Below are 20,603 nucleotides of genomic sequence, written 5' to 3' on the forward strand. Positions count from 1 at the left end.
ACGCGGATACATGGGATGTATTCTCAGCTGCCCCGCCCCGTCGAGTCCAGGGCTTGGCGTGACAACTTACAAAGTTCCAGCAACATAGCGCTGTTGGCGACAGTCGGTGCCGAGTGGAGGTCCGATCTCTTCCTCAGACATGGGATCACCTGCTAGCCGCGTCGAACGGGGTGCGGTAGCTGGGGGTGCGTGCGCGCAGCCGGAGCCCGAGGGTCAGCCGGATCCGGGTGGATGCGGGCAGCCGGACCGTCAGAAAGCTGCTGTCGCAGTCCAGTTCCGCCTCGGTGACCACGGGCTCGGTGTGCCCGTAGTCGTACATGTCGCCGATCCAGCCCTCGTCCCTGCAGGTCGTGTACCGGACCGAGGTGATGGCGTGCTCGGCGAAGGCGCCCGCCTGGACGATCACCGTGCGGTCGGTCTCGGGGGCCAGGTTCACCAGCTCGACGGTGGTCGCCCCGGGCTCGATCGAGGTGACCAGTGCGGCCACCTCCGGCGGCAGGCCGGCCCGGCGGGCCTCGGCGTCGTGGTAGCGCAGCCGGGCCTGCTGGAGACCGCCGTTGTAGAGCACCTGCGGTCCGCCCCAGGTGAGTTGGACCAGCGCCTCGGTGGCCACCGGGTTGCACTGCTGCCAGACGTGGATGTCGGCCTCGGGCACGTCCAGGTCGCGGTAGCGGTCGATCCGGCGCAGCCGGTGGCGGACCTGGGCCTGGGCGGTGGCGAGGATGCGCTCGGGGTAGCCGGGGTCGTCACCGGCCAGGAAGGCGAACCAGGCCTTCTCGTGCGCCGACTCCTCCTTGGAGCGGAAGGGGCGCAGGGTGCGCCAGTCGATGCCGTCGCCCTCGGTCTCGCGCACCCGCTCCAGCCGGGCCCGGTCATCCTGCCCGACGAGGACCCCGGCCACCGCCACCTCTCCCACCTGTACGGCGTCTACCCGGGCAGCGCGGTCGACCCGCTGGCCGACGACACCCTGCTCGACCCGGCCCGCCGCGCCCTGGACCGCCGCCTGGAGCACGGCGGTGGCGGCACCGGCTGGAGCCTCGCCTGGGTGGCCGCGCTGGCCGCCCGCCTCGGCGACGGCCCGCTGGCCGGCCACGCCACCGAGCGGCTGCTGGCCACCTCCGTCGCGCCCAACCTGTTCGACCTGCACCCGCCGCAGCTCTTCCAGATCGACGGCAACTTCGGCATCACCGCCGCCGTCGCCGAGATGCTGGTGCAGAGCCACAACGGCGTCCTGCGCCTGCTCCCCACCCTCCCCCCGGGCTGGCCGGACGGCGAGGTGCACGGCCTGCGCGGCCGCGGCGGGCTCACCGTCGGCCTGACCTGGCGTCAGGGCGTGCTGCTGACCGCCGAAATCCGGTCGGCCGCGGACCGGACCGTGGACCTCTGGCTGCCCGAGGGCACCGGACGCCTCCGCGTGGACCTGCGTGCGGGGCGTTCCTACAACCTCTCCTTCGCCGGGGACTGAGCCCGGGCCGGGGTCGAGGTCCAGGCGTACCGCAGGATGAGGGCGAGCAGGACCAGCTCCAGGAGGACGCCGAGGCCGTAGAAGTACAGCCAGTCCGCGCCGACCACGTTGAACGCCGTGACGGGGACGTAGAGCGAGGCCACGGCGAGGTTCGCGATGCGGTTCGCCCTGGCGGGCAGCGTCATCGACAGCATCACCATGAGACTCGGGACGGCCACCAGGGTCAGCGCCGTGGTGGAGAAGGTCTGCGAGAGGCCGAACGTGAACACCTTGCCGTCGAGGACGTCCTGGACGACGCCGGGCGTGAAGAAGTTGAGGATGTCCACGTAGGCGTACAGGAACATGAAGCTCGTCCACGCTGCGGCGAGCTTGGCCCGTACCGGGACCTGCTGGTCCTCCGGTGCGGTGGTGGTGGGTTGACGCGTCGTCATCGCGGGCTCCGTGGTCGTGGTGCGGATCGGTGGCTCCACGATCGCCGGGCCGGGCGGCGGGCGCCTCGGCCCGGGGGCCGCGTTCCACCTGGCCGTTGGAACGGTCCCTCCCTCGTACTTCCGGCCGATCCGCCGGGGCACGAAGATCCCTACGCTGGAGCCGTGGTCACCTTCCGGCGCTCCGTCTGGTACGAGCCGCGGCCCGCCGACGCCCCACCCGTCGGCCGTCCCGACCGGCTGCTGGTGGGCGTGTTCACGGCCGCCGTCCTGGTCGAGGGCATCCTCCGGCCGGGCCTGGCCTGGCGCCCTCTAGTGGTGGTGCTCGCACTGGCCCTGGCGCCGGCCCTGCTCTGGCGGCGGGGCCGTCCGCTGACGGCCGCCCTGGTCGGGTGGGGGGTCGCCGGGCTGCTCTCGGTCCTCCGGCTGACCACGCACGCCGGAGACCTCGGCCTCCACTCCATGACGGCCATCCTGATCCTGCTCCACTCACTGGTGCGGTGGGGATCGGGACGGGAGATCGTCATGGGGACGGCATTCGTGGCGGTCGTCGTCGCGCTGGGGATGTACGCGTCCTCCGCGGGCCGGGCCGACGTCTTCGGCGGAAGCGTCCTCCTGATCCTGGTCGTCGCCCTCGCGGCGGCTCTCCGCTACCGCGCGGACCTCTGGCACCGCCAACAGCGTGAGATCCGCAACCAGGAGCGGATGGCGCTGGCACGAGAGCTGCACGACACCGTGGCCCACCACGTCTCGGCCATCGCCGTGCAGGCCCAGGCCGGTGGCGTGGTCGCCGACCTGCAGCCCGGGAAGGCCGCCGAGATCCTGGCCGCGATCGAGTCCGAGGCGTCGCGGACCCTCGCGGAGATGAGGTCCATGGTGCGGGTGCTGCGTGAGGAGGAAGCCGTCCCCTACGCACCGCAGCCGGGTGTCGCGGACCTGCCCGCTCTGGCGCGCGGCGACACGGCGCCCACCGTCGAGGTCTCCGTGGACGGTTCCTTCGCCCAGCTGGCACGCCCGGTGGACACCGCGCTCTACCGGCTCGCGCAGGAGTCCCTGACCAACGCCGTACGGCACGCCCGGAGCGTGACCCGCGTCGCGATCGACGTACGCCAGGAGGGCGACGCCGTCTGGCTGCGGGTCAGCGACGACGGCCAGAGGTCTCCGGGTCCGGCCCCGGAGCCCGGGTTCGGCCTGCTGGGCATGGCCGAACGCGCCCGGCTGCTCGGCGGATCGCTCACCGCAGGGCCGTGTCCCGAGGGGGGCTGGGTGGTCGAGGCCGTGCTGCCGGCGGAGGCGCCGGCATGAGCATCCGTGTCGTCGTGGCCGACGACCAGGACCTGGTCCGGACCGGGCTGGTGATGATCCTCGACGCGCAGCCCGGCCTGGAGGTCGTGGGCGAGGCGGCGGACGGGCTCACCGCACTCGACCTGGCGACCCGGCTGCGTCCCGACGTCCTCCTCGTCGACATCCGGATGCCCGGCCTCGACGGCGTCGAAGTGACGCGGCGTCTGGCCGGGCCGGACGTTCCGGACCCGATGGCGGTCGTCGTGATCACCACCTTCGACCTCGACGAGTACGTCCTCGGCGCCCTGCGCGCCGGCGCCCGCGGCTTCCTGCTCAAGGACGCCGGCCCGGCCCTCCTCGTGCAGGCCGTCCACGCGGCGGCCAACGGGGACGCACTGATCGCCCCCAACGTCACCCGCCGCCTGCTGGCGACCTTCGCCGACCAGGCAGCGGCCATTCCGGTCCAGCCGGTGGACCCGATCACCGAGCGCGAGGAGCAGGTGCTCGCACTGGTGGCACGGGGCCGGACCAACGCCGAGGTCGCCACCCAGCTCTTCATCAGCCTGAGCACCGTGAAGACCCACGTCGCCTCCTTGATGACCAAGCTCGGCGCCCGCAACCGCGTCGAGATCGCGATCTGGGCCCACGACACCGGACGCGCGCGAGCCGAGTGGCCGTAGGCGGACCGCTCCTCCCGCCTCGCCCTTGACGCCGGGTGGGCCTCAGCCATCGGCGTCAGCCAGTCCCGCTCAACTTGCCTGGGGCTGCGGCAGGTTGCCCCGCCCCCGGAAAGCCCCATCGGCCGAATCCGGTGGAACCCACCCACCGGTCGGCGGCTACGGTCCCGGCATGACCAGCCAGAACGAGCATCCGCCCCGGCCCGAGCTCGCCGCCATGCTCACCGACCAGACCGCCGCCTGCGCCCCGGCCCGCGAGGCGCTCCTGGCCGGCGGCAAGCTGCGGCTGTCCGACGGTGCCGCGCCCGACTGGATGGTGCGCGGCATCGCCGCCACCCGGCTCGGCTGGGCACGCAAGGCGGGCCTGGTCACCGTCGGCCTCGACTCGTCGGTCGAGATCCTCTCCCGACACCGCGACGTAGACTTCCGAACCGGCCTCCTCGAAGCGCCCGACCGGTCCTGGTTCTTCACCCTCTACTTCGACGCCGCCGACACCGAACTGCTCGCCTGCAACGCCGTCAAGAACCAGCCCTCGACCCGGAAGCGCACCCGGCGGCCCGGCGCGTAGCGGCCGCTGCTCCTCATGAACGAGGAACTGCGTCCGCGCGGCGACCGCCCGATTCCTCCGACGTGCTCCGTGGCCCGTGGGCGCACTCGGGTGGTCCGGCCGGACAGACCGTCGGCCAGCGGACCGTCGCACCCCTATGCCGAAGCGTTGCCCGCCTGCTCGCGCAGCGCCAGCCACTCCTGAAGCTCGATCAGATTCCCCTCCGGGTCCTCCAGGTAGGCGACCCGGATTCGGTCACCCATCGGGCCCGGATTCCGGAGGAACTCCGCTCCGCGCGAGGTGAGTTCGGCGTGTGTGGTGTCCAGGTCGTCCACCCGCAGCACCACCAGCGCCCGGTGTCCGTCCGGCTCCACCCCCAACCGAGCCAGCACGTCGGCCAGTTGCGCCCGGTCCTGCAGCGCGATCGCGGCGTGCCCGGTGTCGGGGCTCAGCTTGGCGTACGGACCGCTCTCGGCCTCGAACTGCGGCCGGAGCCCGAGCACGTCCCGGTAGAAGCGGTAGACGGCGGGGAAGTCGGACACCAGCAGGCGAATCTGGGTGAGTTCCATACCGACCTTTCTAGCCCGGATCCGGCTCCGCTTCCGGCCGATCGGACTCTCCGGTCGAGTACGCGGCCTGCTCTCGGGGACCTTCGGGTGGGATCAGGGGCAGGCCTCGCCGAACTTGACGACCCGGAGCGTCACCGGCTGTCCGTGGAACGCGGTGCCGGCCACCGGCTCCTGCGCGCAGACCTGCCAGTTGGAGTCGACCAGGACCACGCGGCTCTGCCGCACGTCCGTCAGCGTATAGCTGGTCGACCAGGGCAGTGCGTCCTTGACCGCGGAGACGGCCCTGCCCTTGAAGTCCGGCATCGTGCCGCCCGCCTTGGGCGTGGCGGCACCCTGGTCGGCGGCCGGACACTGCTCGTCGAGCTTCACCGTCCCGAAGTCCACCTTGGAGTCGACCGGTTGCCGCCCGGCGGCCGGGGCCTGGGTGCACACCTTCCAGTTCCGGTCGTCGACCTGGCCCCGGGAGCGGCCGAGGGCGTCGTGGGAGTGCAGGCTGTGGAATCCGGCGGCCTGCGCCCCGTCCTGGGCGGACTGCAGTCCCGAGCCGACGAAGTCGGGCAGCTCGCCGGTCCTGGGGGCGCTCGCGTGTGTTCCGGTCGCCCGTGCGGAGGTAGGGGTGGCCGTCCCGGGTGCGCAGGCGGTCAGGACCGCCAGCAGGCCGACAGCGGTGGTGGCGGTGATGCGGTGGGACAAGAGACCTCCCCGGCAAGGGTGCTGAGGAGAATCTAGGACTTCCCGGTGCCCGGACACCAGCGGATGCCGTCGAGTGCATCTCCAAAGCCAGGCGGCCTTCAGTGGACGCATTGCACCCGCACCCCCTGTCATGCCAGCATCAAGAGCACCAGTAGCACCACCGCCCCCGGAAGGAACTGCCATGCTCCGCCGCGCCGTTGCCGCCCTCGCCTCCTCCGCCGCCCTCGCGACCGTCTTCGTCTCCGCACCCACCGCCTCCGCCGAACCCAGCCCGGCCGACTGCCCGAAGGGCTACTTCTGCGCCTGGGAGGGACCGGACCAGACGGGCCGTCAGGTCGTCCGGACCGCGGGCAACTGGTCCGGCTCGGCCTGGTACCAGTCCTACTTCAACAACGGCTACGTCTCCCCCGGCGCCGACCACGTCGACCTGCACTACAACTGGCAGGGCCTGGACAGCAGCTTCTGCGTCCACTACAACCCGGGCCCCGGCAACTACAAGGGCAGCGTCTCCCCCGGCGTGATCATCACCGGGGTGGTGTGGCGCGGGGAGTGCTGACACCCACCCGGCCACCAGGGCCGTTCCCCAACTGTCCAGAGGGGAACGGCCCTTGACGTCCCCAACCCCGGTGGCCCGCTCGAAACGCTCGCCTGGCTGGGTTCTCCTCTCACGGCGGTGTACAGGTGGTGTGCGCGAGGTCGCCCGGGTCCGACCACGGCTCGGTGTCCGGCACCACGCTCCACGGCGTCGCGCGGACATGCCGGAACGACCGGTGGTCCGGATGCACCTCGAGGTGCTCGATCGCCCAGGCCCGGGTGGCCGGGAACGCCACGGTGACCGGCGACTGGGCGCCGCACAGCGTGCCGTCCTCCGCCTCGCTGGTACACACGAAGACGTGGTCGGTCGACGGGGCGTCAGGGTCGATACCCGGACGGTAATCTCACGGTGAGATACATCGGGGAGCGACGCGAGCGAGGACCACCGCGATCATGCCCGTCACCCTGCCTGACCTGGCCTGGCAGAACGCCGACCTTCGCACCGCACTGCGAGCCCGGGCGGTCGGCGACCTCTTCCGGTACGTCCAGCACCACAGTGGGATCAGCCAGGCCCGGATCGCGGTTGCCTGCGGGATGACCCAAGGACGCGTCAACGAGATCATGAACGGCCGGCGGGAGGTGTCCCGCCTCGACGTCTACGAACGGATCGCCGACGGCCTCACCATGCCGGACGACGCCCGGCGCCTGCTCGGCCTCGCCCCGCAACGCGAACGCCGAAGCGGCGGCGTCGCCTTCGACCTCGCCGCGTTCCCGGAGATCGTCCGGGTCTACGCCGACCAGGCCGCCGCAGCCACCGAGATCCAGCGGACCGCCCGCGCCGCGCACGAGCTGGACGTCCTCGCCGTGCGCGGCCTCGGCCTGCTCGGCCTCCGTGACTCCCTGCTCCGCCCCCACCTCGACCGCGACGGCGACGAGCCGCCCCGCCTCCGGGTCCTGTTGCTCGACCCGGACTCGGCCGCGCTCAACCGGCGGGCCGCTGAGATCGGGGAGTCCGCGGAGTCCCTCGCCGGCGGCATCAGGCTGGCCGAGGCCCGGCTGCGCGAACTGGCCGAGCTGGGCCGGGTCGAGGTCTACCGGTACCGGACGCTGCCCGTCTGGCGGGCCATCAGGCTCGACACAGCCCTGTACGTCTCGGCGTTCACCCCGGAGCGGGAAGGACACCAGTCCGCCACCTACAAGATCCTGGCGACCCCGGCGGGCCCCTTGTACAGCGGGTACCGCAGGCAGTTTGATGCGATGGTCGAGGACGCCGAGCGCGTCATCTGAGAGGAGAGCACGTGGCGATCGAAGCCGAGCTGAAGGCCCGGGTGCTGGACCCCGAGTCGGTCCTGGCCCGGCTGGAGGAGGCGTACGGCCCGGGCCGCGTCGAGGTCTACCAGGACACCTACTACGACGACCCGGCCGGCGCGCTCGACCAGGGCGACCGCGAGCTGCGAATCAGGACGGTGCACAGCGGCGACGACTCCCGCACGGTGCTGACCTACAAGGGCGCCCGGGTGGACGAGGCGTCCGGTTCGAAGCCCGAGCACGAGACCCGGGTCGAGGACGCGGAGGCCGCGCACGCGATCGTACGCGGGCTCGGCTACGTGCCGGTGATCGCGTTCGAGAAGCGGTGCCGCAACTACAGCTTCCACCACGGAAGTCGGGACCTGCTAGCCACTCTGGTGCAGGTCCCGGAGATCGACGGCACGTTCATCGAGGTCGAGACGGCGGCCGCCGAGGATGACGTGGCCGAGGCACTCGGCACGGTGCGCGCGGTGCTGGCCGAGCTCGGGATCGGCGAGGCCGACCTCACCACGGAGCTGTACACCGACGCCGTGGCCGCGGCCCGCTGAACTCCCCCGTCAGCCCTGCCGGACACCTCAGGAGCCGCGCCCCGCGGACTGTCGGCCGGCCACTGGGGAAGCCGCTACGTCTGGCGGTTGACCGGCTCGGACGCGCTGCTCGTCGCCCGGCTGCCACCGACCGGGGGCGACGCGGGTGCCGAGGATGTTGCGGAGCCGCCTCATCGGCGACCGGCACGAACCCACCTTCCCGCCCTCATGGTGCGTGCACCGCAGCCACCCGGCCTTTGTGCGACGGCCCGTCAGGGACACAGAGCGCCCCCGCCCCGCGAACGGGGCGGGGGCACGGGGCCGGAAGAGCTCAGCGGGCGCCGAGCAGGTGCTCCAGGGCGAGCTGGTCGAGCTGCTCGAAGGCCATGCCGCGGTCGGCGGCCGCGTCCACGTCGAACTCCTCGAAGGCCGAGCGGTCGCCCAGCAGCCCGGCCAGGCCGTCGGCCGCGGTGGGCTGCGCCAGCTCGGGCAGCCGGGAGGCGGCCAGCGCGGCCTGGACCTCGGGGTCGGCCCGGAAGGCGCGGGAACGCTCGGCCAGCAGCAGGTAGTTGCGCATGCAGGCGGCGGCCGAGGCCCAGACGCCGTCGAAGTCCTCGGTGCGCGGCGGCTTGAAGTCGAAGTGCTTCGGGCCGTCGTAGCCGGCGTTCTCCAGCAGGTCGACCAGCCAGAAGGCCTGGCGCAGGTCACCGGCGCCGAAGCGGAAGTCCTGGTCGTACTTGATGCCGGACTGGCCGTTGAGGTCGATGTGGAAGAGCTTGCCGTGCCAGAGCGCCTGGGCGATGCCGTGCGGGAAGTTCAGCCCGGCCATCTGCTCGTGGCCGACCTCCGGGTTGACGCCGACCCGGTCCGGGCGCTCCAACTCGTTGATGAACGCCAGGGCGTGACCGACCGTCGGCAGCAGGATGTCGCCGCGCGGCTCGTTCGGCTTGGGCTCGATGGCGAACCGGATGTCGTAGCCCTGCACCTCGACGTACTCGCCGAGCAGGTCGAAGGCCTCCTTCAGCCGGTCCAGCGCCACCCGCACGTCCTTGGCCGCGCCCGACTCGGCACCCTCCCGGCCGCCCCACGCGACGTACGTGGTGGCGCCGAGCTCGGCCGCCAGGTCGATGTTGCGGATGGTCTTGCGCAGCGCGTAGCGGCGCACGTCGCGGTCGTTCGAGGTGAACGCGCCGTCCTTGAAGACCGGGTGGGTGAAGAGGTTGGTGGTGGCCATCGGGACCTTCATCCCGGCGGCGTCCAGCGCCGAGCGGAAGCGCTTGACGGTCTGCTCCCGCTCGGTCTCGCCGGCGCCGAACGGGATCAGGTCGTCGTCGTGGAAGGTCACGCCGTGGGCGCCGAGGGCGGCCAGCCGCTGCACCGTCTCGACCGGGTCGAGCGCGGGCCGGGTGGCGTCGCCGAACGGGTCGCGCCCCTGCCAGCCGACGGTCCACAGGCCGAAGGTGAAGCGGTGCGCGGGGGTGGGGACGAGCGGGTCGGTGGTCATCGAGCGGCTCCGGATCGGTACGGGGGCTGTTTGTCAGGGCGAAAAACAAACTAGTATGCGGAGCCGTCCGAAGGAAACCCCCGCGGGAGGAAACGCATGGCCGTTCGGCAGGTCGTCATCGGCATCGACAGCTCCACCCAGTCCACCAAGGCGCTCGCCGTCGACGTGGAGACCGGCGAGGTGCTGGGCAGCGGCCGCGCCCCGCACACCGTGAGCACCGGCCCCGGCCGGGAGAGCGACCCCGAGCGGTGGTGGAAGGCCCTGGAGACGGCCGTGGCCGGCACCGGCCGGGCCGACCGCGCGGCCGCCTGCTCGGTGGCCGGCCAGCAGCACGGCCTGGTCACCCTGGACGCGGACGCCCGGCCGGTGCGCCCGGCCCTGCTGTGGAACGACGTCCGCTCCGCCCCCCAGGCCGCCGCCCTGCGCGAGCAGTTCGGGGCCTCGGAGCTGGCCGCCCGTACCGGCAGCGTGCCGACCGCCGCCTTCACCGCCGCCAAGTGGGCCTGGCTCTGGGCCAACGAGCCGCGGGCCGCCGCCCGGACGGCCGCGGTCCGGCTCCCGCACGACTTCCTGACGGAGCGTCTGACCGGCGAGGCGGCCACCGACCGCGGCGACGCCTCGGGCACCGGCTGGTGGGGCCCGGACGGGTACGACCACGCGCTGCTGGCCCGGATCGGCCTCGACCCGGCCCTGCTGCCGCCGGTCCTCCCCGCCGGGTCGCGGGCCGGCACCGCCCGCCCCGGCTCGCCGCTGCGCGCCGGCACCCCGGTCGCCACCGGCACCGGGGACAACATGGCCGCCGCCCTCGGCCTCGGCCTGACGCCCGGTCAGCCGGTGCTCAGCCTCGGCACCTCCGGCACCGTCTACGCCGTCGGCCGCTCCCGGCCCGCCGACCCGACCGGGACGGTGGCCGGCTTCGCCGACGCGCTGGACGGCTGGCTGCCGCTGGCCTGCACGCTCAACTGCACGCTGGCGGTGGACCGGTTCGCCACCCTGCTCGGCCGCGACCGCGAGCAGGTGGAGGCCGGCGGCACCGCCGTGGTCCTCCCCTACCTGGACGGCGAGCGCACCCCCGACCTCCCCGCCGCCTCCGGCCTGGTGCACGGGCTGCGCCACGACACCACCCCGGGCCAGCTGCTCCAGGCCGCCTACGACGGCGCCGCGCACGCCCTGCTGACCGCGCTGGCGGACGTGCTGCGCGCCGGCGGCGAGAGCGCGGACGACGACCGCCCGCTGCTGCTGATCGGCGGCGGCGCCCGCGGCCGGGCCTGGCAGCGGACCGTGCTCCGGCTCTCCGGCCGCCCGGTACAGGTGCCGGTGGCCGAGGAGTTGGTCGCCCTGGGCGCCGCCGCGCAGGCCGCCGCGCTGCTCACCGGCGAGCCCGCCGACGCGGTCGCCCGGCGCTGGCGCACCGCCGAGGGGCCGGTGCTGGAGGCCGTCCCCCGGGACGGGTCCACACTCGGGCTGATCACGGACACCCTGCACCGGGCCCAGGCTCTCCAGGTGGCCCCGCCCGCCCCCTGAACGGAAACCCGCACCACCCGGTACCCGAACCCGATCCCCGCGAGGAGTCCACGCTCGCACTGATCACGGATACCCTGCATCGAGCCGGGGCGCTCCAGGACGCCCCGCGCGGAGACCGAGCGGAGAGACGGCACGTGACGGGGATCGGCACGGCGGGCGGGGGCCAGGAGAACGCCCCCGCCTCGCAACAGGGGATGCGCCGGCAGAACCTCGCGGTGGTGCTCGGCGCCGTCGCCGCCCTCGACGCGCCCTCGCGGGCGGACGTCGCCGGGCACACCGGACTGACCAGGGCGGCCGTCTCCTCACTGGCGGACGAGCTGATCGCCCGCGGCGCGCTGACCGAGACCGAGGCCCAGCGCCAGGGCCGGGTCGGCCGGCCGGGCCGGGCCCTGGCGCTCAGCGACCAGGGGCCGGCCGGGCTCGGCCTGGAGGTCGGCGTCACCCACCTCTCCGCCTGCGTGGCGGACCTGCGCGGCCAGGCCCGGGTCTGGCGCCGGGTGGAGCGGGCCAACGCCGGCCGCCCGGCCGCGCAGGTGCTGGCCGAGGCGGCCGAACTGGCCGCCGAGGCCCAGGCCGAGGCCGAGGGGCTCGGGCTGCGGATCGAGGGCCGGGTGCTCGCCGTCCCCGGCGTGGTCCCGGGCGGCGGCGCCGGGCTGGTCGAGAACGCGCCCAACCTCGGCTGGCACACCGTCAGCCCCGGTGAGCTCTGGCCCGGCCCGGGCAGCGCGCCCGCCCCGGAGAACGAGGCCAACCTCGGCGCGCTGGCCGAACAGTGGCACTCGGACGACCCCGGCGGCACCTTCGTCTACGTCTCGGCCGGCTCCGGCATCGGCGCCGCCCTGGTGGTCGGCGGCGAACTGTTCCGCGGCACCCATGGCTTCGCGGGCGAGCTCGGCCACCTGCCCGTCCACCCGGAGGGCGCCCCCTGCGCCTGCGGGGCGCGGGGCTGCCTGGAGCAGTACGCGGGCAAGGCTGCGGTGCTCCGCGAGGCCGGGCTGGCCGGACCGGCCGACGGCGGCGATCCGGCGGCACACCTCGACCCCGCGGCGCACCTCGACCCGGCGGCGCTGCTCGATCCGGTGGCCCTGCTGGCCGAGCGCGCGGCCGCCGGCGACGCCGCCGTCCTGCGCGCGCTGGAGCGGGCCGGGCAGGCGCTGGGCCTGGCCCTCGCCTCGGCCGTCCAACTGCTCGACCCGGACCGGCTGGTGCTGGGCGGCGCCTACGCCGAACTGGCCGAGTGGCTGCTCCCGGCGGTCCGCGCCGAGCTGTCCGCCCGGGTCACCGTCCGCCCGTGGGACCCGCGGTCACTGCACCCGTCCGCCCTGGGCCGCCGCGGCCCGGTGCTCGGCGCGGCGCTGTCGACGGTGCGTCAGCTGCTGGCCGACCCGACCAGGCTGGCCCTCCGCTGACCGCGCCGCCCTCCCTCCCGGCCCCCGCAGAACCCGCAGAACCCGAACCGAAGGAAGCAGCGCGATGGTGACTCTCGCCGACGTGGCCCGGCACGCCGGGGTCTCGGCCAGCACGGTCAGCTACGCCCTCAGCGGCAAGCGCCCCATCTCCGAGGAGACCCGCGAGCGCATCCACCAGGCCGTCAGCGAGCTCGGCTACCACCCCAACGCCGGGGCCCGGGCACTGGCCGGCAAGCGTTCGCACATCATCGCCCTCGTCGTGCCCCTCACTATCGAGGTCCACGTCCCGACCATGACGGAGATCGCCATCGCCGTCACCGTCGCCGCCCGCGAGCACGGCTACGACACCCTGCTGCTCACCAGCGACGAAGGCCCCGGGGGCCTGCACAGGGTCGCCGCCACCGGCCTCGCCGACGGCGTGATCCTGATGGACGTCCGCCTGCACGACGAACGTGTCCCCCTGCTGCGCGGCCAGGACCTCCCAGCTGCCCTGATCGGCCTGCCCGACGATCCCGCCGGACTCTCCTGCACCGACCACGACTTCACCACGGCGGGCGCGCTGGCCGCCAACCACCTCGCCGACCTCGGCCACCGCCGGGCCGCCTTCATCGGCTACTCGACCGCCGTCTACCAACGCCACGCCGCGTACGCGCAGCGCACCCTCCAGGGCTTCAGCCACCAGGCGGCCCAGCGCGGGCTGCACCACCTGCACCGCCCCTGCGACGGCTCCTACGAGTCGACCGCCGGGACGCTCGCCCGCATCCTCACCGAACGCCCGGACACCACCGGCTTCGTGGTCCAGAACGAGGCCGCCGTCGGCCCGCTGCTCAACCTGCTGCGCGCGAGCGGACGCACCGTCCCCGAGGACGCCTCCGTCCTCGCCATCTGCCCCACCTCCCTCGCCAACCAGCACACGCCGCGCCTCACCCACGTCACCGGCCCGGGCAGCGACCTCGGCCGGATCGCCGTCCAGCAGCTGATGGCCCGCATCACCGCGCACGAGGCCGGCACCGTGCCGCAGGACGAACTGGTGCTGACGGCGCCGGAGCTGGTGATCGGCGAGAGCACCGGACCGGCCCCGTACTGAGCGTGCTGCCGCCGGGCGGGTGGGTTCCACGCGGGAATTGTTAGCGCTAACAATCGCCACGTCAAGCGCGTTCCGACGAGACGGAACGGTGACCTGAGATCCCTTGACGACCCCTCTGTGAGCGTTAACACTCAGGTACCGCCCCGCCCACACCGCGGCGCGGACCACCCCTGGAGGAACTGTGCGGAAGCTCTCGATCGGACTCGCGGCGGCGGGCCTCTCCCTCTCTCTGGCAGCCTGCGGCCAGAGCGCCAACGGCGTCGGCGACGGCCCGGCCAAGGCCGGCGACGCCAAGGGCGGCCTGGTCGGCATCGCCATGCCGACCAAGTCCTCGGAGCGCTGGATCAACGACGGCAACAACATCGCCAAGGAGTTCCAGGCCAAGGGCTACAAGACCGACCTCCAGTACGGCGACAACGTGGTGGAGAACCAGGTGTCGCAGCTGGAGAACATGATCACCAAGGGCGCCAAGCTCCTGGTGGTCGCCGCCATCGACGGCTCCTCGCTGACCAACGTGCTGCAGAAGGCCGCCGACGCCAAGATCCCGGTCATCTCCTACGACCGCCTGATCCGCGGCACCAAGAACGTCGACTACTACGCCACCTTCGACAACTTCAAGGTCGGCGTGCTCCAGGGCAGCTACATCGTCGACAAGCTCGGCCTGAAGGACGGCAAGGGCCCGTTCAACGTCGAGCTGTTCGCCGGCTCCCCGGACGACAACAACGCCACCTTCTTCTTCAACGGCGCGATGAGCGTGCTGAAGCCGTACCTGGACGACAAGAAGCTCGTGGTGCAGAGCGGCCAGACCGCCTTCAACCAGGTCGCCACCCTGCGCTGGGACGGCGGAGTGGCCCAGTCCCGGATGGACAACCTGCTCAGCAAGGCCTACACCGGCACCCAGGTGGACGCGGTGCTCTCGCCGTACGACGGCATCTCGATCGGCATCATCTCCTCGCTCAAGGGCGTCGGGTACGGCACCGGCGGCAAGGCCCTGCCGGTGGTCACCGGCCAGGACGCCGAGCTGGCCTCGGTGAAGTCGATCATCGCCGGGCAACAGACCCAGACCGTCTACAAGGACACCCGCGAGCTCGCCAAGGTGGCCGTGCAGATGGGCGACGCGGTGCTGAACGGCGGCAAGCCGGAGGTCAACGACACCAGCCAGTACGACAACGGCGCCAAGACCGTGCCCGCGTACCTGCTGCAGCCGGTGAGCGTGGACAAGGACAACTACCAGAAGGTGCTGATCGACGGCGGCCAGTACACCGCCGACCAGGTCAAGTAGGCCTCAAGTAGCCGCCCCACCAAGACCGGTGGTTCCGGGCCCACCCCAACGGGCCCGGGGCCGCCCTCGGCGAACGGAACCACCACCATGGCCGGACCCATCCTGGAGATGCGTTCGATCACCAAGACCTTCCCCGGCGTCCTCGCGCTCTCCGACGTCAACCTGAGCGTGGCGCCGGGCGAGGTGCACGCGATCTGCGGCGAGAACGGCGCCGGGAAGTCGACCCTGATGAAGGTGCTCAGCGGTGTCTACCCGCACGGCTCCTACCAGGGCGACATCCTCTTCGAGGGCGAGCCCTGCGAGTTCAAGGACATCCGGGCCAGCGAGAAGCGCGGCATCGTGATCATCCATCAGGAGCTCGCCCTGGTGCCCTACCTGTCGATCGCCGAGAACATCTTCCTCGGCAACGAGCACGCCCGCCGCGGCCGGATCGACTGGCACCGTACCCTGACCCACGCCACCGAGCTGCTCCGCCGGGTCGGGCTGCCGGACCACCCGCAGACCCGGATCGCCGACATCGGGGTGGGCAAGCAGCAGCTGGTCGAGATCGCCAAGGCGCTGGCCAAGGAGGTCAAGCTGCTGATCCTGGACGAGCCGACCGCCGCGCTGAACGACGAGGACAGCCACCAGCTGCTGGACCTGATCCTGGAGCTCAAGGCCCAGGGCATCGCCTGCATCATCATCTCGCACAAGCTCAACGAGATCGCCCGGGTGGCCGACTCGGTGACCATCCTTCGGGACGGCCGGACCATCGAGACCATCCCGGTCGAGGGCATCACCGAGGACCGGATCATCCGCGGCATGGTCGGGCGCGACCTGGAGCACCGCTACCCCGAGCGCACGCCGGAAATCGGCGAGGTCGCGCTGGCGATCGAGGACTGGACGGTCCGTCACCCGATCGACCACCAGCGCAAGGTGGTGGACGGGGCCTCGCTGAACGTCCGGCGCGGCGAGATCGTCGGCATCGCGGGCCTGATGGGCGCCGGCCGCACCGAGCTGGCGATGAGCGTCTTCGGCCGCTCCTACGGCCGCCACACCGACGGCCGGGTGCTGCTGGACGGCAAGGAGATCCGCACCCGGACGGTGCCGGAGGCGATCGGCCACGGCCTCGCCTACGTCACCGAGGACCGCAAGCAGCTCGGGCTCAACCTGATGGACGACATCAGCCGGAACATCTCGCTGAGCGCGCTCGGCAAGGTGGCCCGGCGCGGCTGGGTGAACCAGCACGAGGAGACCAAGGTCGCCGAGCGGTTCCGCTCCGCGATGAACATCAAGGCGCCCTCGGTCTTCGCGCAGACCGGCAAGCTCAGCGGCGGCAACCAGCAGAAGGTCGTGCTGAGCAAGTGGATCTTCACCGAGCCCGAGGTGCTGATCCTCGACGAGCCGACCCGTGGCATCGACATCGGTGCCAAGGCGGAGATCTACACGGTGATCGCCGACCTGGCCGCCCAGGGACGGGCCGTGCTGGTGATCTCCTCCGAACTCCCCGAGCTGCTCGGTCTGTGTGACCGGATCTACACCATGGCCGAGGGCCGGATCACCGGTGAGGTGAGCCGGGCCGAGGCGACCCAGGAATCCCTGATGCGGCTGATGACCCAGACCGCGGACCGACGACACGAGCAGGTGTAAGGCAATGGCCCAGATAACCACCGAGACCCCCCTGAAGGCCGAACGGCCGGAATCGGTCGGGCTGTTGACCAGGGTGCTGCGCGGCAACGTCCGCCAGTACGGCATGCTGGGTGCGCTGGCGCTGATCGTGCTGCTGTTCCAGATCTGGACCGACGGCATCCTGCTCCAGCCGCTGAACATCACCAACCTGATCCAGCAGAACGGCTACATCCTCATCCTGGCCATCGGCATGATGATCGTCATCATCGCCGGGCACATCGACCTGTCGGTCGGCTCGCTGGCCGCCTTCGTCGGCGCGGCCTCGGCCGTGATGATGGTCAAGCACCAGGTGCCGTGGCCGGTGGCCATGGTCGCCGCGCTGCTGATCGGCGCGCTGGCCGGCGCGTGGCAGGGCTTCTGGATCGCCTACATCGGCATCCCGTCGTTCATCGTGACGCTGGCCGGCATGCTGCTGTTCCGCGGTGGCACCCAGATCATCCTGCAGGGCCAGTCGGTGGCACCGTTCCCGGCCGGTTTCCAGAAGATCAGCAGCGGCTTCCTGCCGGAGGTCGGCCCGCAGACCAACTACCACAACCTGACCCTGCTGGTCGGCGCGGCCGTGCTGGCCGTGGCGGTCTTCCAGGAGATCCGGGGCCGCCGTCAGGCCGCCTCGTACGGGCTGGAGCTGCTGCCGGCCGGGCTGTTCGCGGCCAAGCTGGCGGCGATCGCGGTGGCGGTGCTGGCCTTCACCATGCTGCTGGCCAGCTACCACGGTGTGCCGATCGTGCTGCTGATCCTCGGCGCGCTGCTGGTCAGCTTCGGCTACCTGATGCGCAACTCGATCCTGGGCCGCCACACCTACGCGATCGGCGGCAACGAGGCGGCGGCCAAGCTCTCCGGTGTGAAGAGCAAGCGGGTGGTCTTCCTGGCCTTCGTCAACATGGGCGTGCTGGCCGCACTGGCCGGCCTGGTCTTCGCCGCCCGGCTCAACGCGGGCACCCCGCAGGCCGGCATCAACTTCGAGCTGGAGGCGATCGCGGCGGCCTTCATCGGCGGCGCCTCGGCCAGCGGCGGTGTCGGCACCGTGCTCGGCGCGATCATCGGCGGTCTGGTGCTCGGCGTGCTCAACAACGGCATGTCGCTGGTCGGCGTCGGCACCGACTACCAGCAGGTGATCAAGGGCCTGGTGCTGCTGGCCGCCGTCGGCTTCGACGTCTACAACAAGCGCAAGGCCGGTTCCTAGCGGCCTGCCCCCGACGGAACTGCCCGGCTCCCCTCGGAGGGGAGCCGGGCAGTTCCGCGTGTACTCAGCTCCAGGGGCTGACGGCCTGGAAGGAGCTGTCGGCGCGGAAGGTGTCGCTGTCCTGGTAGACGTCCATGCTCAACTGGTAGTCGTAGTGGCGCAGGTAGCGGCCCGGGTAGTTGTAGGACTCCAGCGAGACCGAGCCGGCCACCGAGCCGGGGCGCGGGCAGAAGGTCGCGTCGCCCTTGAAGACGGCGGAGCCGTCGTCGGTGCCGAGGCGGAGCTTGAAGTCCCAGTGGCGCAGGTAGCGGCCGTCGGCGGCGCGCAGCGAGTGGCAGTTGGGGTCGGCGAGGCCGGGGACGACGGTGACGGTGGCGGCCTGCTTGGCGGCGGCGCTGCTGGAGGAGGTCACGGCGGCCAGGCTGCCGTCCGAACTGACGTAGCGGGAGGGGTAGTTGACCGACTGGAGGGAGCGGGTGGTGTTCACCGGGAGGGTGGCACCGCCGGGGACCGTCTCCCGGAGCACGGTGAAGTGGCGGGCGAAGCCGCTGAGTGCGGGCAGTTCGGTGGGGGTGGTCCAGGTGGACAGGTTGTCGTAGCTGTCGCTGTAGTAGTACTTGTGGGCGGAGTAGCCGTCGTAGTAGATCCGCCAGCCGCCGTTGTCGAGCTGGACCAGCGCCGGGCCCTCGACCCAGTTGCCGAAGCCGGCCCAGTTGCCGGTGCCGGTGAAGGTGTAGGGGCCGCCGAGGCTGGTGGCGGTGGCGTGCTCCAGGTACTTGGTGGTCTCGTTCTTGGTGATCGCGTGGTAGGTCGAGCCGATCTTCACCACGAAGGTGTCGATGTGGTTGCCGGTGATGCCGGCCAGCGGGGTGGGTGAACTCCACGACGTGAGCGCCGCGTTGGTGGCGGTCAGCCGGTACGGCGCGAAGTCGGCGCCGGAGGCGGAGGTGGAGAGCGAGACGATCACGTTGACGCTGCCGTCGGAGTCGACGTGCCACTCGGGCGCCCAGGTGCGCTGGAGGCCGGCCAGCGGGATGGTGTGGTTGCCGAGGAAGGTCCAGTTCACCCGGTCGGTGCTGGTGGCGAAGCCGATGGTGTTGCCGGACCAGTTGGTGGTGTAGGTGAGGTAGTACCGGCCGTCGGTGTGCCGGATGATGCTCGGGTCCCGGATCAGGCCCGAAGGCGGGGTGTACGCCGAGGACTTGACGATCCGGTAGCCGGTGGCGTCCGGGGAGTCGTAGACGTACATGTTGGATTCACTGCTGTTGGTGAACGCGGTCATGGTGTACCGGGTGGCGCTGCCGGCCGGGGGTGCGGCGGCCTCGGCGGTGCCGACCGGCAGCAGGCCGCCGGCCAGGGTGACGGCGGCCGCGGCGGCCAGGTGGCGGAGCTTGGACATGTGAGCACTCCTCGGGTACGGGTCGGGCCGTGATCTGGCGTCAGATCACGGCCGGCCAGGGGTGGGGGTGTTACTGCTGGTAGAAGGTCGCGTCGGCCCGGTCGACCGTGCTGGTCACGGCCTGCACGCGGAGCAGGTAGTCGAAGTGCCGGACGTACTGTCCCGGCAGGCTGTAGGACTCGTACGAGACGGCGGCCGGGTCGGCGAGGCCGGAGCGCTGGAAGAAGCTGGCGCTGTCCTTGAAGGCGGCGGAGCCGTCGCTCCTGTCCACCCAGACCTCGCCGTTGGCCCGCGAACGCAGGTAGTAGCCGGGGAAATTGGCGGACTCCAGGGAGACGGTGCCGGAGCCGGCGAGACCGGGGACGGTGCGGAACTGCGAGTCGGCCAGGTTGGTCACGTCGGCGTCGAGGCGGGCGCGGTACTCCCAGTGGCGGATGTAGCGGTCGGGGAAGTTGTAGGAGGAGAGCCGCTTCGGGGTGGCGCCGTCGGCCACCGGGATGCCGAAGTTGGGGGTGCCGTCGGCGTTCCAGTAGAGCTTCTGCACCCGGGTGCGGCGGTTGGGGTCGTTCAGCGGGTCGCCGCTGATGTCCTTGTAGCCGCGGTCGTGGTAGACCAGGATGTCGCTCTTGCCGTCCTCGGAGACGGTGAACTGGTTGTGGCCCGGGCCGTACTGGCCGGTGTTGGCGTTGCTCTTGAAGACCGGGGTCGGGCTCTTGGTCCAGGCCGCCGGGTCGAGCAGGTTCGCGGAGGCGGAGGCCGAGAGCAGGCCGAGGCAGTAGTTGCTGTCGGTGGCGGAGGCGGAGTAACTGAGGAAGACCTTGCCGCCGTGCTGGATCACCGCCGGGCCCTCGTTGACCTTGTAGCCGACGGTCTCCCAGCTCAGCGTCGGCACGGTGAGCCGCACCGGCGCACCCGCGAGGGTCCACGGGTTGCTCAGCTTGGCGAGGTAGACGTTGGAGTTGGTGGCGATCGCCGGATCCTGCTGGGCCCAGCTGAGGTACCGGGTGCCGTTCACCGTGAAGGTGGTGGCGTCCAGCGAGAAGCTGTCCATCGGGGTGGCGATCTGGCCCTTCTCGGTCCAGCTGCCGGTGACGGGGTTGGCGTCCGAGCTCTCCAGCACGTACATCCGGATCTTCCAGATGTCGGTGGTGCTGCCGGCCGCGAAGTAGACGTACCACTTCCCGTCGATGAAGTGGATCTCCGGCGCCCAGATGTGCGCGCCCATCGCGCCGGTGGCGTGCTTGGTCCAGATCACCGTCTCGGGGGCGGAGGCCAGGCCCTGGATGGTGGTCGCGCGGCGCAGGATGATCCGGTCGTACTCGGGGGCGGTGGCGGTGAAGTAGTAGAAGCCGTCGGTGTGCTTGTAGATCTGCGCGTCGGCGCGCTTCTCGATCAGGGTGTTGCTGTACGAGACGGCCGGCGAGGCGGGCACGGCGGCCTCCGCCGGCGCGACCGGCAGCAGGGCGGCGGCCAGTACGGCGGCGGCGACCGCGAGCAGACGGTTGCTGGTCATGT

At 71.9% G+C, this 20,603-nt stretch carries 20 protein-coding genes and 1 pseudogene; 13 read left to right on the plus strand and 8 right to left on the minus strand.

The window, feature by feature from the left end:
• Nucleotides 1–145 precede the first annotated feature (145 nt).
• Nucleotides 146–874: pseudogene (locus ACZ6ZR_RS26325) on the minus strand (DUF8034 domain-containing protein); the annotation flags it as partial.
• On the opposite strand from ACZ6ZR_RS26325, the gene ACZ6ZR_RS26330 reads away from it, so the two are divergent.
• Nucleotides 779–1,465 (plus strand): glycosyl hydrolase family 95 catalytic domain-containing protein, encoded by a 687-nt coding sequence (locus ACZ6ZR_RS26330; RefSeq protein WP_465646277.1) that lies wholly within the window; start codon nt 779–781, stop codon nt 1,463–1,465. The pseudogene ACZ6ZR_RS26325 and the gene ACZ6ZR_RS26330 sit on opposite strands and share 96 nt — an antisense overlap.
• Here the strand turns inward: ACZ6ZR_RS26330 and ACZ6ZR_RS26335 are convergent.
• Nucleotides 1,438–1,896, minus strand: a complete 459-nt coding sequence (locus ACZ6ZR_RS26335) for a DUF6326 family protein (protein ID WP_465646279.1) — start codon at nt 1,894–1,896, stop codon at nt 1,438–1,440. The two genes, ACZ6ZR_RS26330 and ACZ6ZR_RS26335, sit on opposite strands and share 28 nt — an antisense overlap.
• Before the next feature lie 162 nt (nt 1,897–2,058).
• Between ACZ6ZR_RS26335 and ACZ6ZR_RS26340 the strand changes: the two genes are divergently transcribed.
• From ACZ6ZR_RS26340 to ACZ6ZR_RS26350, 3 genes are all read left to right on the plus strand, one after another.
• Entirely contained in the window at nt 2,059–3,198 is a 1,140-nt protein-coding gene (locus ACZ6ZR_RS26340; RefSeq protein WP_465646281.1) for a sensor histidine kinase, read from the plus strand.
• A complete protein-coding gene (locus ACZ6ZR_RS26345; RefSeq protein ID WP_465646283.1) occupies nt 3,195–3,857 on the plus strand; it encodes a response regulator in 663 nt (220 codons plus the stop codon). Before ACZ6ZR_RS26340 ends, ACZ6ZR_RS26345 begins: the two co-directional genes overlap by 4 nt.
• Before the next feature lie 169 nt (nt 3,858–4,026).
• On the plus strand, nt 4,027–4,422 hold the full coding sequence (locus tag ACZ6ZR_RS26350; RefSeq protein WP_465646285.1) for a hypothetical protein: 396 nt from the start codon (nt 4,027–4,029) through the stop codon (nt 4,420–4,422).
• A gap of 134 nt (nt 4,423–4,556) precedes the next feature.
• Here the strand turns inward: ACZ6ZR_RS26350 and ACZ6ZR_RS26355 are convergent, their stop codons facing one another.
• Nucleotides 4,557–4,970 (minus strand): VOC family protein, encoded by a 414-nt coding sequence (locus ACZ6ZR_RS26355; RefSeq protein ID WP_465646287.1) that lies wholly within the window; start codon nt 4,968–4,970, stop codon nt 4,557–4,559.
• Between the two features lie 93 nt (nt 4,971–5,063).
• Complete coding sequence (locus ACZ6ZR_RS26360) at nt 5,064–5,663, minus strand: hypothetical protein (protein WP_465646289.1); 600 nt, start codon at nt 5,661–5,663, stop codon at nt 5,064–5,066.
• Nucleotides 5,664–5,844: 181 nt separating this feature from the next.
• On the opposite strand from ACZ6ZR_RS26360, the gene ACZ6ZR_RS26365 reads away from it, so the two are divergent.
• The gene (locus ACZ6ZR_RS26365) at nt 5,845–6,219 is read left to right on the plus strand and encodes a peptidase inhibitor family I36 protein (protein WP_465646291.1); all 375 of its coding nucleotides are present in this window, start codon (nt 5,845–5,847) and stop codon (nt 6,217–6,219) included.
• A 109-nt stretch (nt 6,220–6,328) separates the two neighbouring features.
• Here the strand turns inward: ACZ6ZR_RS26365 and ACZ6ZR_RS26370 are convergent, their stop codons facing one another.
• Complete coding sequence (locus tag ACZ6ZR_RS26370) at nt 6,329–6,586, minus strand: DUF7848 domain-containing protein (RefSeq protein WP_465646379.1); 258 nt, start codon at nt 6,584–6,586, stop codon at nt 6,329–6,331.
• A 64-nt stretch (nt 6,587–6,650) separates the two neighbouring features.
• Between ACZ6ZR_RS26370 and ACZ6ZR_RS26375 the strand changes: the two genes are divergently transcribed.
• Nucleotides 6,651–7,484 carry a helix-turn-helix domain-containing protein gene (locus ACZ6ZR_RS26375; RefSeq protein WP_465646293.1) on the plus strand — a complete coding sequence of 278 codons (834 nt, stop codon included), beginning with the start codon at nt 6,651–6,653 and terminating at the stop codon, nt 7,482–7,484.
• Nucleotides 7,485–7,495: 11 nt separating this feature from the next.
• Nucleotides 7,496–8,053: a class IV adenylate cyclase gene (cyaB, locus tag ACZ6ZR_RS26380; protein WP_465646295.1), complete on the plus strand. Its 558-nt coding sequence runs from the start codon at nt 7,496–7,498 to the stop codon at nt 8,051–8,053.
• A gap of 310 nt (nt 8,054–8,363) precedes the next feature.
• On the opposite strand, the gene xylA is transcribed toward cyaB, so the two are convergent.
• A complete protein-coding gene (gene xylA, locus ACZ6ZR_RS26385; RefSeq protein ID WP_465646297.1) occupies nt 8,364–9,536 on the minus strand; it encodes a xylose isomerase in 1,173 nt (390 codons plus the stop codon).
• A 96-nt stretch (nt 9,537–9,632) separates the two neighbouring features.
• Between xylA and xylB the strand changes: the two genes are divergently transcribed.
• The 6 genes from xylB to mmsB all read left to right on the plus strand — a co-directional run bounded on the left by xylB (nt 9,633) and on the right by mmsB (nt 17,689).
• The gene (xylB, locus tag ACZ6ZR_RS26390) at nt 9,633–11,060 is read left to right on the plus strand and encodes a xylulokinase (protein WP_465646299.1); all 1,428 of its coding nucleotides are present in this window, start codon (nt 9,633–9,635) and stop codon (nt 11,058–11,060) included.
• A gap of 194 nt (nt 11,061–11,254) precedes the next feature.
• Nucleotides 11,255–12,469, plus strand: a complete 1,215-nt coding sequence (locus ACZ6ZR_RS26395) for an ROK family transcriptional regulator (RefSeq protein WP_465646381.1) — start codon at nt 11,255–11,257, stop codon at nt 12,467–12,469.
• 64 nt (nt 12,470–12,533) lie between these two features.
• On the plus strand, nt 12,534–13,556 hold the full coding sequence (locus ACZ6ZR_RS26400) for a LacI family DNA-binding transcriptional regulator (protein ID WP_465646301.1): 1,023 nt from the start codon (nt 12,534–12,536) through the stop codon (nt 13,554–13,556).
• A 181-nt stretch (nt 13,557–13,737) separates the two neighbouring features.
• Complete coding sequence (gene chvE, locus ACZ6ZR_RS26405) at nt 13,738–14,838, plus strand: multiple monosaccharide ABC transporter substrate-binding protein (RefSeq protein ID WP_465646303.1); 1,101 nt, start codon at nt 13,738–13,740, stop codon at nt 14,836–14,838.
• Nucleotides 14,839–14,925: 87 nt separating this feature from the next.
• Nucleotides 14,926–16,467 (plus strand): multiple monosaccharide ABC transporter ATP-binding protein, encoded by a 1,542-nt coding sequence (gene mmsA / locus ACZ6ZR_RS26410; protein WP_465646305.1) that lies wholly within the window; start codon nt 14,926–14,928, stop codon nt 16,465–16,467.
• Between the two features lie 4 nt (nt 16,468–16,471).
• Nucleotides 16,472–17,689, plus strand: a complete 1,218-nt coding sequence (gene mmsB, locus ACZ6ZR_RS26415) for a multiple monosaccharide ABC transporter permease (protein ID WP_465646307.1) — start codon at nt 16,472–16,474, stop codon at nt 17,687–17,689.
• Nucleotides 17,690–17,753: 64 nt separating this feature from the next.
• Here the strand turns inward: mmsB and ACZ6ZR_RS26420 are convergent, their stop codons facing one another.
• Both ACZ6ZR_RS26420 and ACZ6ZR_RS26425 read right to left on the minus strand, forming a co-directional pair.
• Nucleotides 17,754–19,088, minus strand: a complete 1,335-nt coding sequence (locus tag ACZ6ZR_RS26420; RefSeq protein WP_465646309.1) for a glycoside hydrolase family 43 protein — start codon at nt 19,086–19,088, stop codon at nt 17,754–17,756.
• A 70-nt stretch (nt 19,089–19,158) separates the two neighbouring features.
• Nucleotides 19,159–20,601 carry a family 43 glycosylhydrolase gene (locus tag ACZ6ZR_RS26425; RefSeq protein WP_465646311.1) on the minus strand — a complete coding sequence of 481 codons (1,443 nt, stop codon included), beginning with the start codon at nt 20,599–20,601 and terminating at the stop codon, nt 19,159–19,161.
• Nucleotides 20,602–20,603: the final 2 nt, after the last annotated feature.

The sequence above is a fragment of the Kitasatospora sp. NPDC088742 genome (genome assembly GCF_055584905.1).

Excerpts from the sequence above, each read along its gene's own strand:
- ACZ6ZR_RS26365 (WP_465646291.1), top strand. The coding sequence starts at position 5,845 with ATGCTCCGCCGCGCCGTTGCCGCCCTCGCCTCCTCCGCCGCCCTCGCG.
- ACZ6ZR_RS26400 (WP_465646301.1), top strand. The coding sequence starts at position 12,534 with ATGGTGACTCTCGCCGACGTGGCCCGGCACGCCGGGGTCTCGGCCAGC.
- ACZ6ZR_RS26350 (WP_465646285.1), top strand. The coding sequence starts at position 4,027 with ATGACCAGCCAGAACGAGCATCCGCCCCGGCCCGAGCTCGCCGCCATG.
- ACZ6ZR_RS26425 (WP_465646311.1), bottom strand. The coding sequence starts at position 20,601 with ATGACCAGCAACCGTCTGCTCGCGGTCGCCGCCGCCGTACTGGCCGCC.
- mmsB (WP_465646307.1), top strand. The coding sequence starts at position 16,472 with ATGGCCCAGATAACCACCGAGACCCCCCTGAAGGCCGAACGGCCGGAA.
- ACZ6ZR_RS26355 (WP_465646287.1), bottom strand. The coding sequence starts at position 4,970 with ATGGAACTCACCCAGATTCGCCTGCTGGTGTCCGACTTCCCCGCCGTC.
- xylB (WP_465646299.1), top strand. The coding sequence starts at position 9,633 with ATGGCCGTTCGGCAGGTCGTCATCGGCATCGACAGCTCCACCCAGTCC.
- ACZ6ZR_RS26345 (WP_465646283.1), top strand. The coding sequence starts at position 3,195 with ATGAGCATCCGTGTCGTCGTGGCCGACGACCAGGACCTGGTCCGGACC.
- ACZ6ZR_RS26335 (WP_465646279.1), bottom strand. The coding sequence starts at position 1,896 with ATGACGACGCGTCAACCCACCACCACCGCACCGGAGGACCAGCAGGTC.
- ACZ6ZR_RS26375 (WP_465646293.1), top strand. The coding sequence starts at position 6,651 with ATGCCCGTCACCCTGCCTGACCTGGCCTGGCAGAACGCCGACCTTCGC.
- ACZ6ZR_RS26395 (WP_465646381.1), top strand. The coding sequence starts at position 11,255 with ATGCGCCGGCAGAACCTCGCGGTGGTGCTCGGCGCCGTCGCCGCCCTC.
- ACZ6ZR_RS26420 (WP_465646309.1), bottom strand. The coding sequence starts at position 19,088 with ATGTCCAAGCTCCGCCACCTGGCCGCCGCGGCCGCCGTCACCCTGGCC.
- xylA (WP_465646297.1), bottom strand. The coding sequence starts at position 9,536 with ATGACCACCGACCCGCTCGTCCCCACCCCCGCGCACCGCTTCACCTTC.
- mmsA (WP_465646305.1), top strand. The coding sequence starts at position 14,926 with ATGGCCGGACCCATCCTGGAGATGCGTTCGATCACCAAGACCTTCCCC.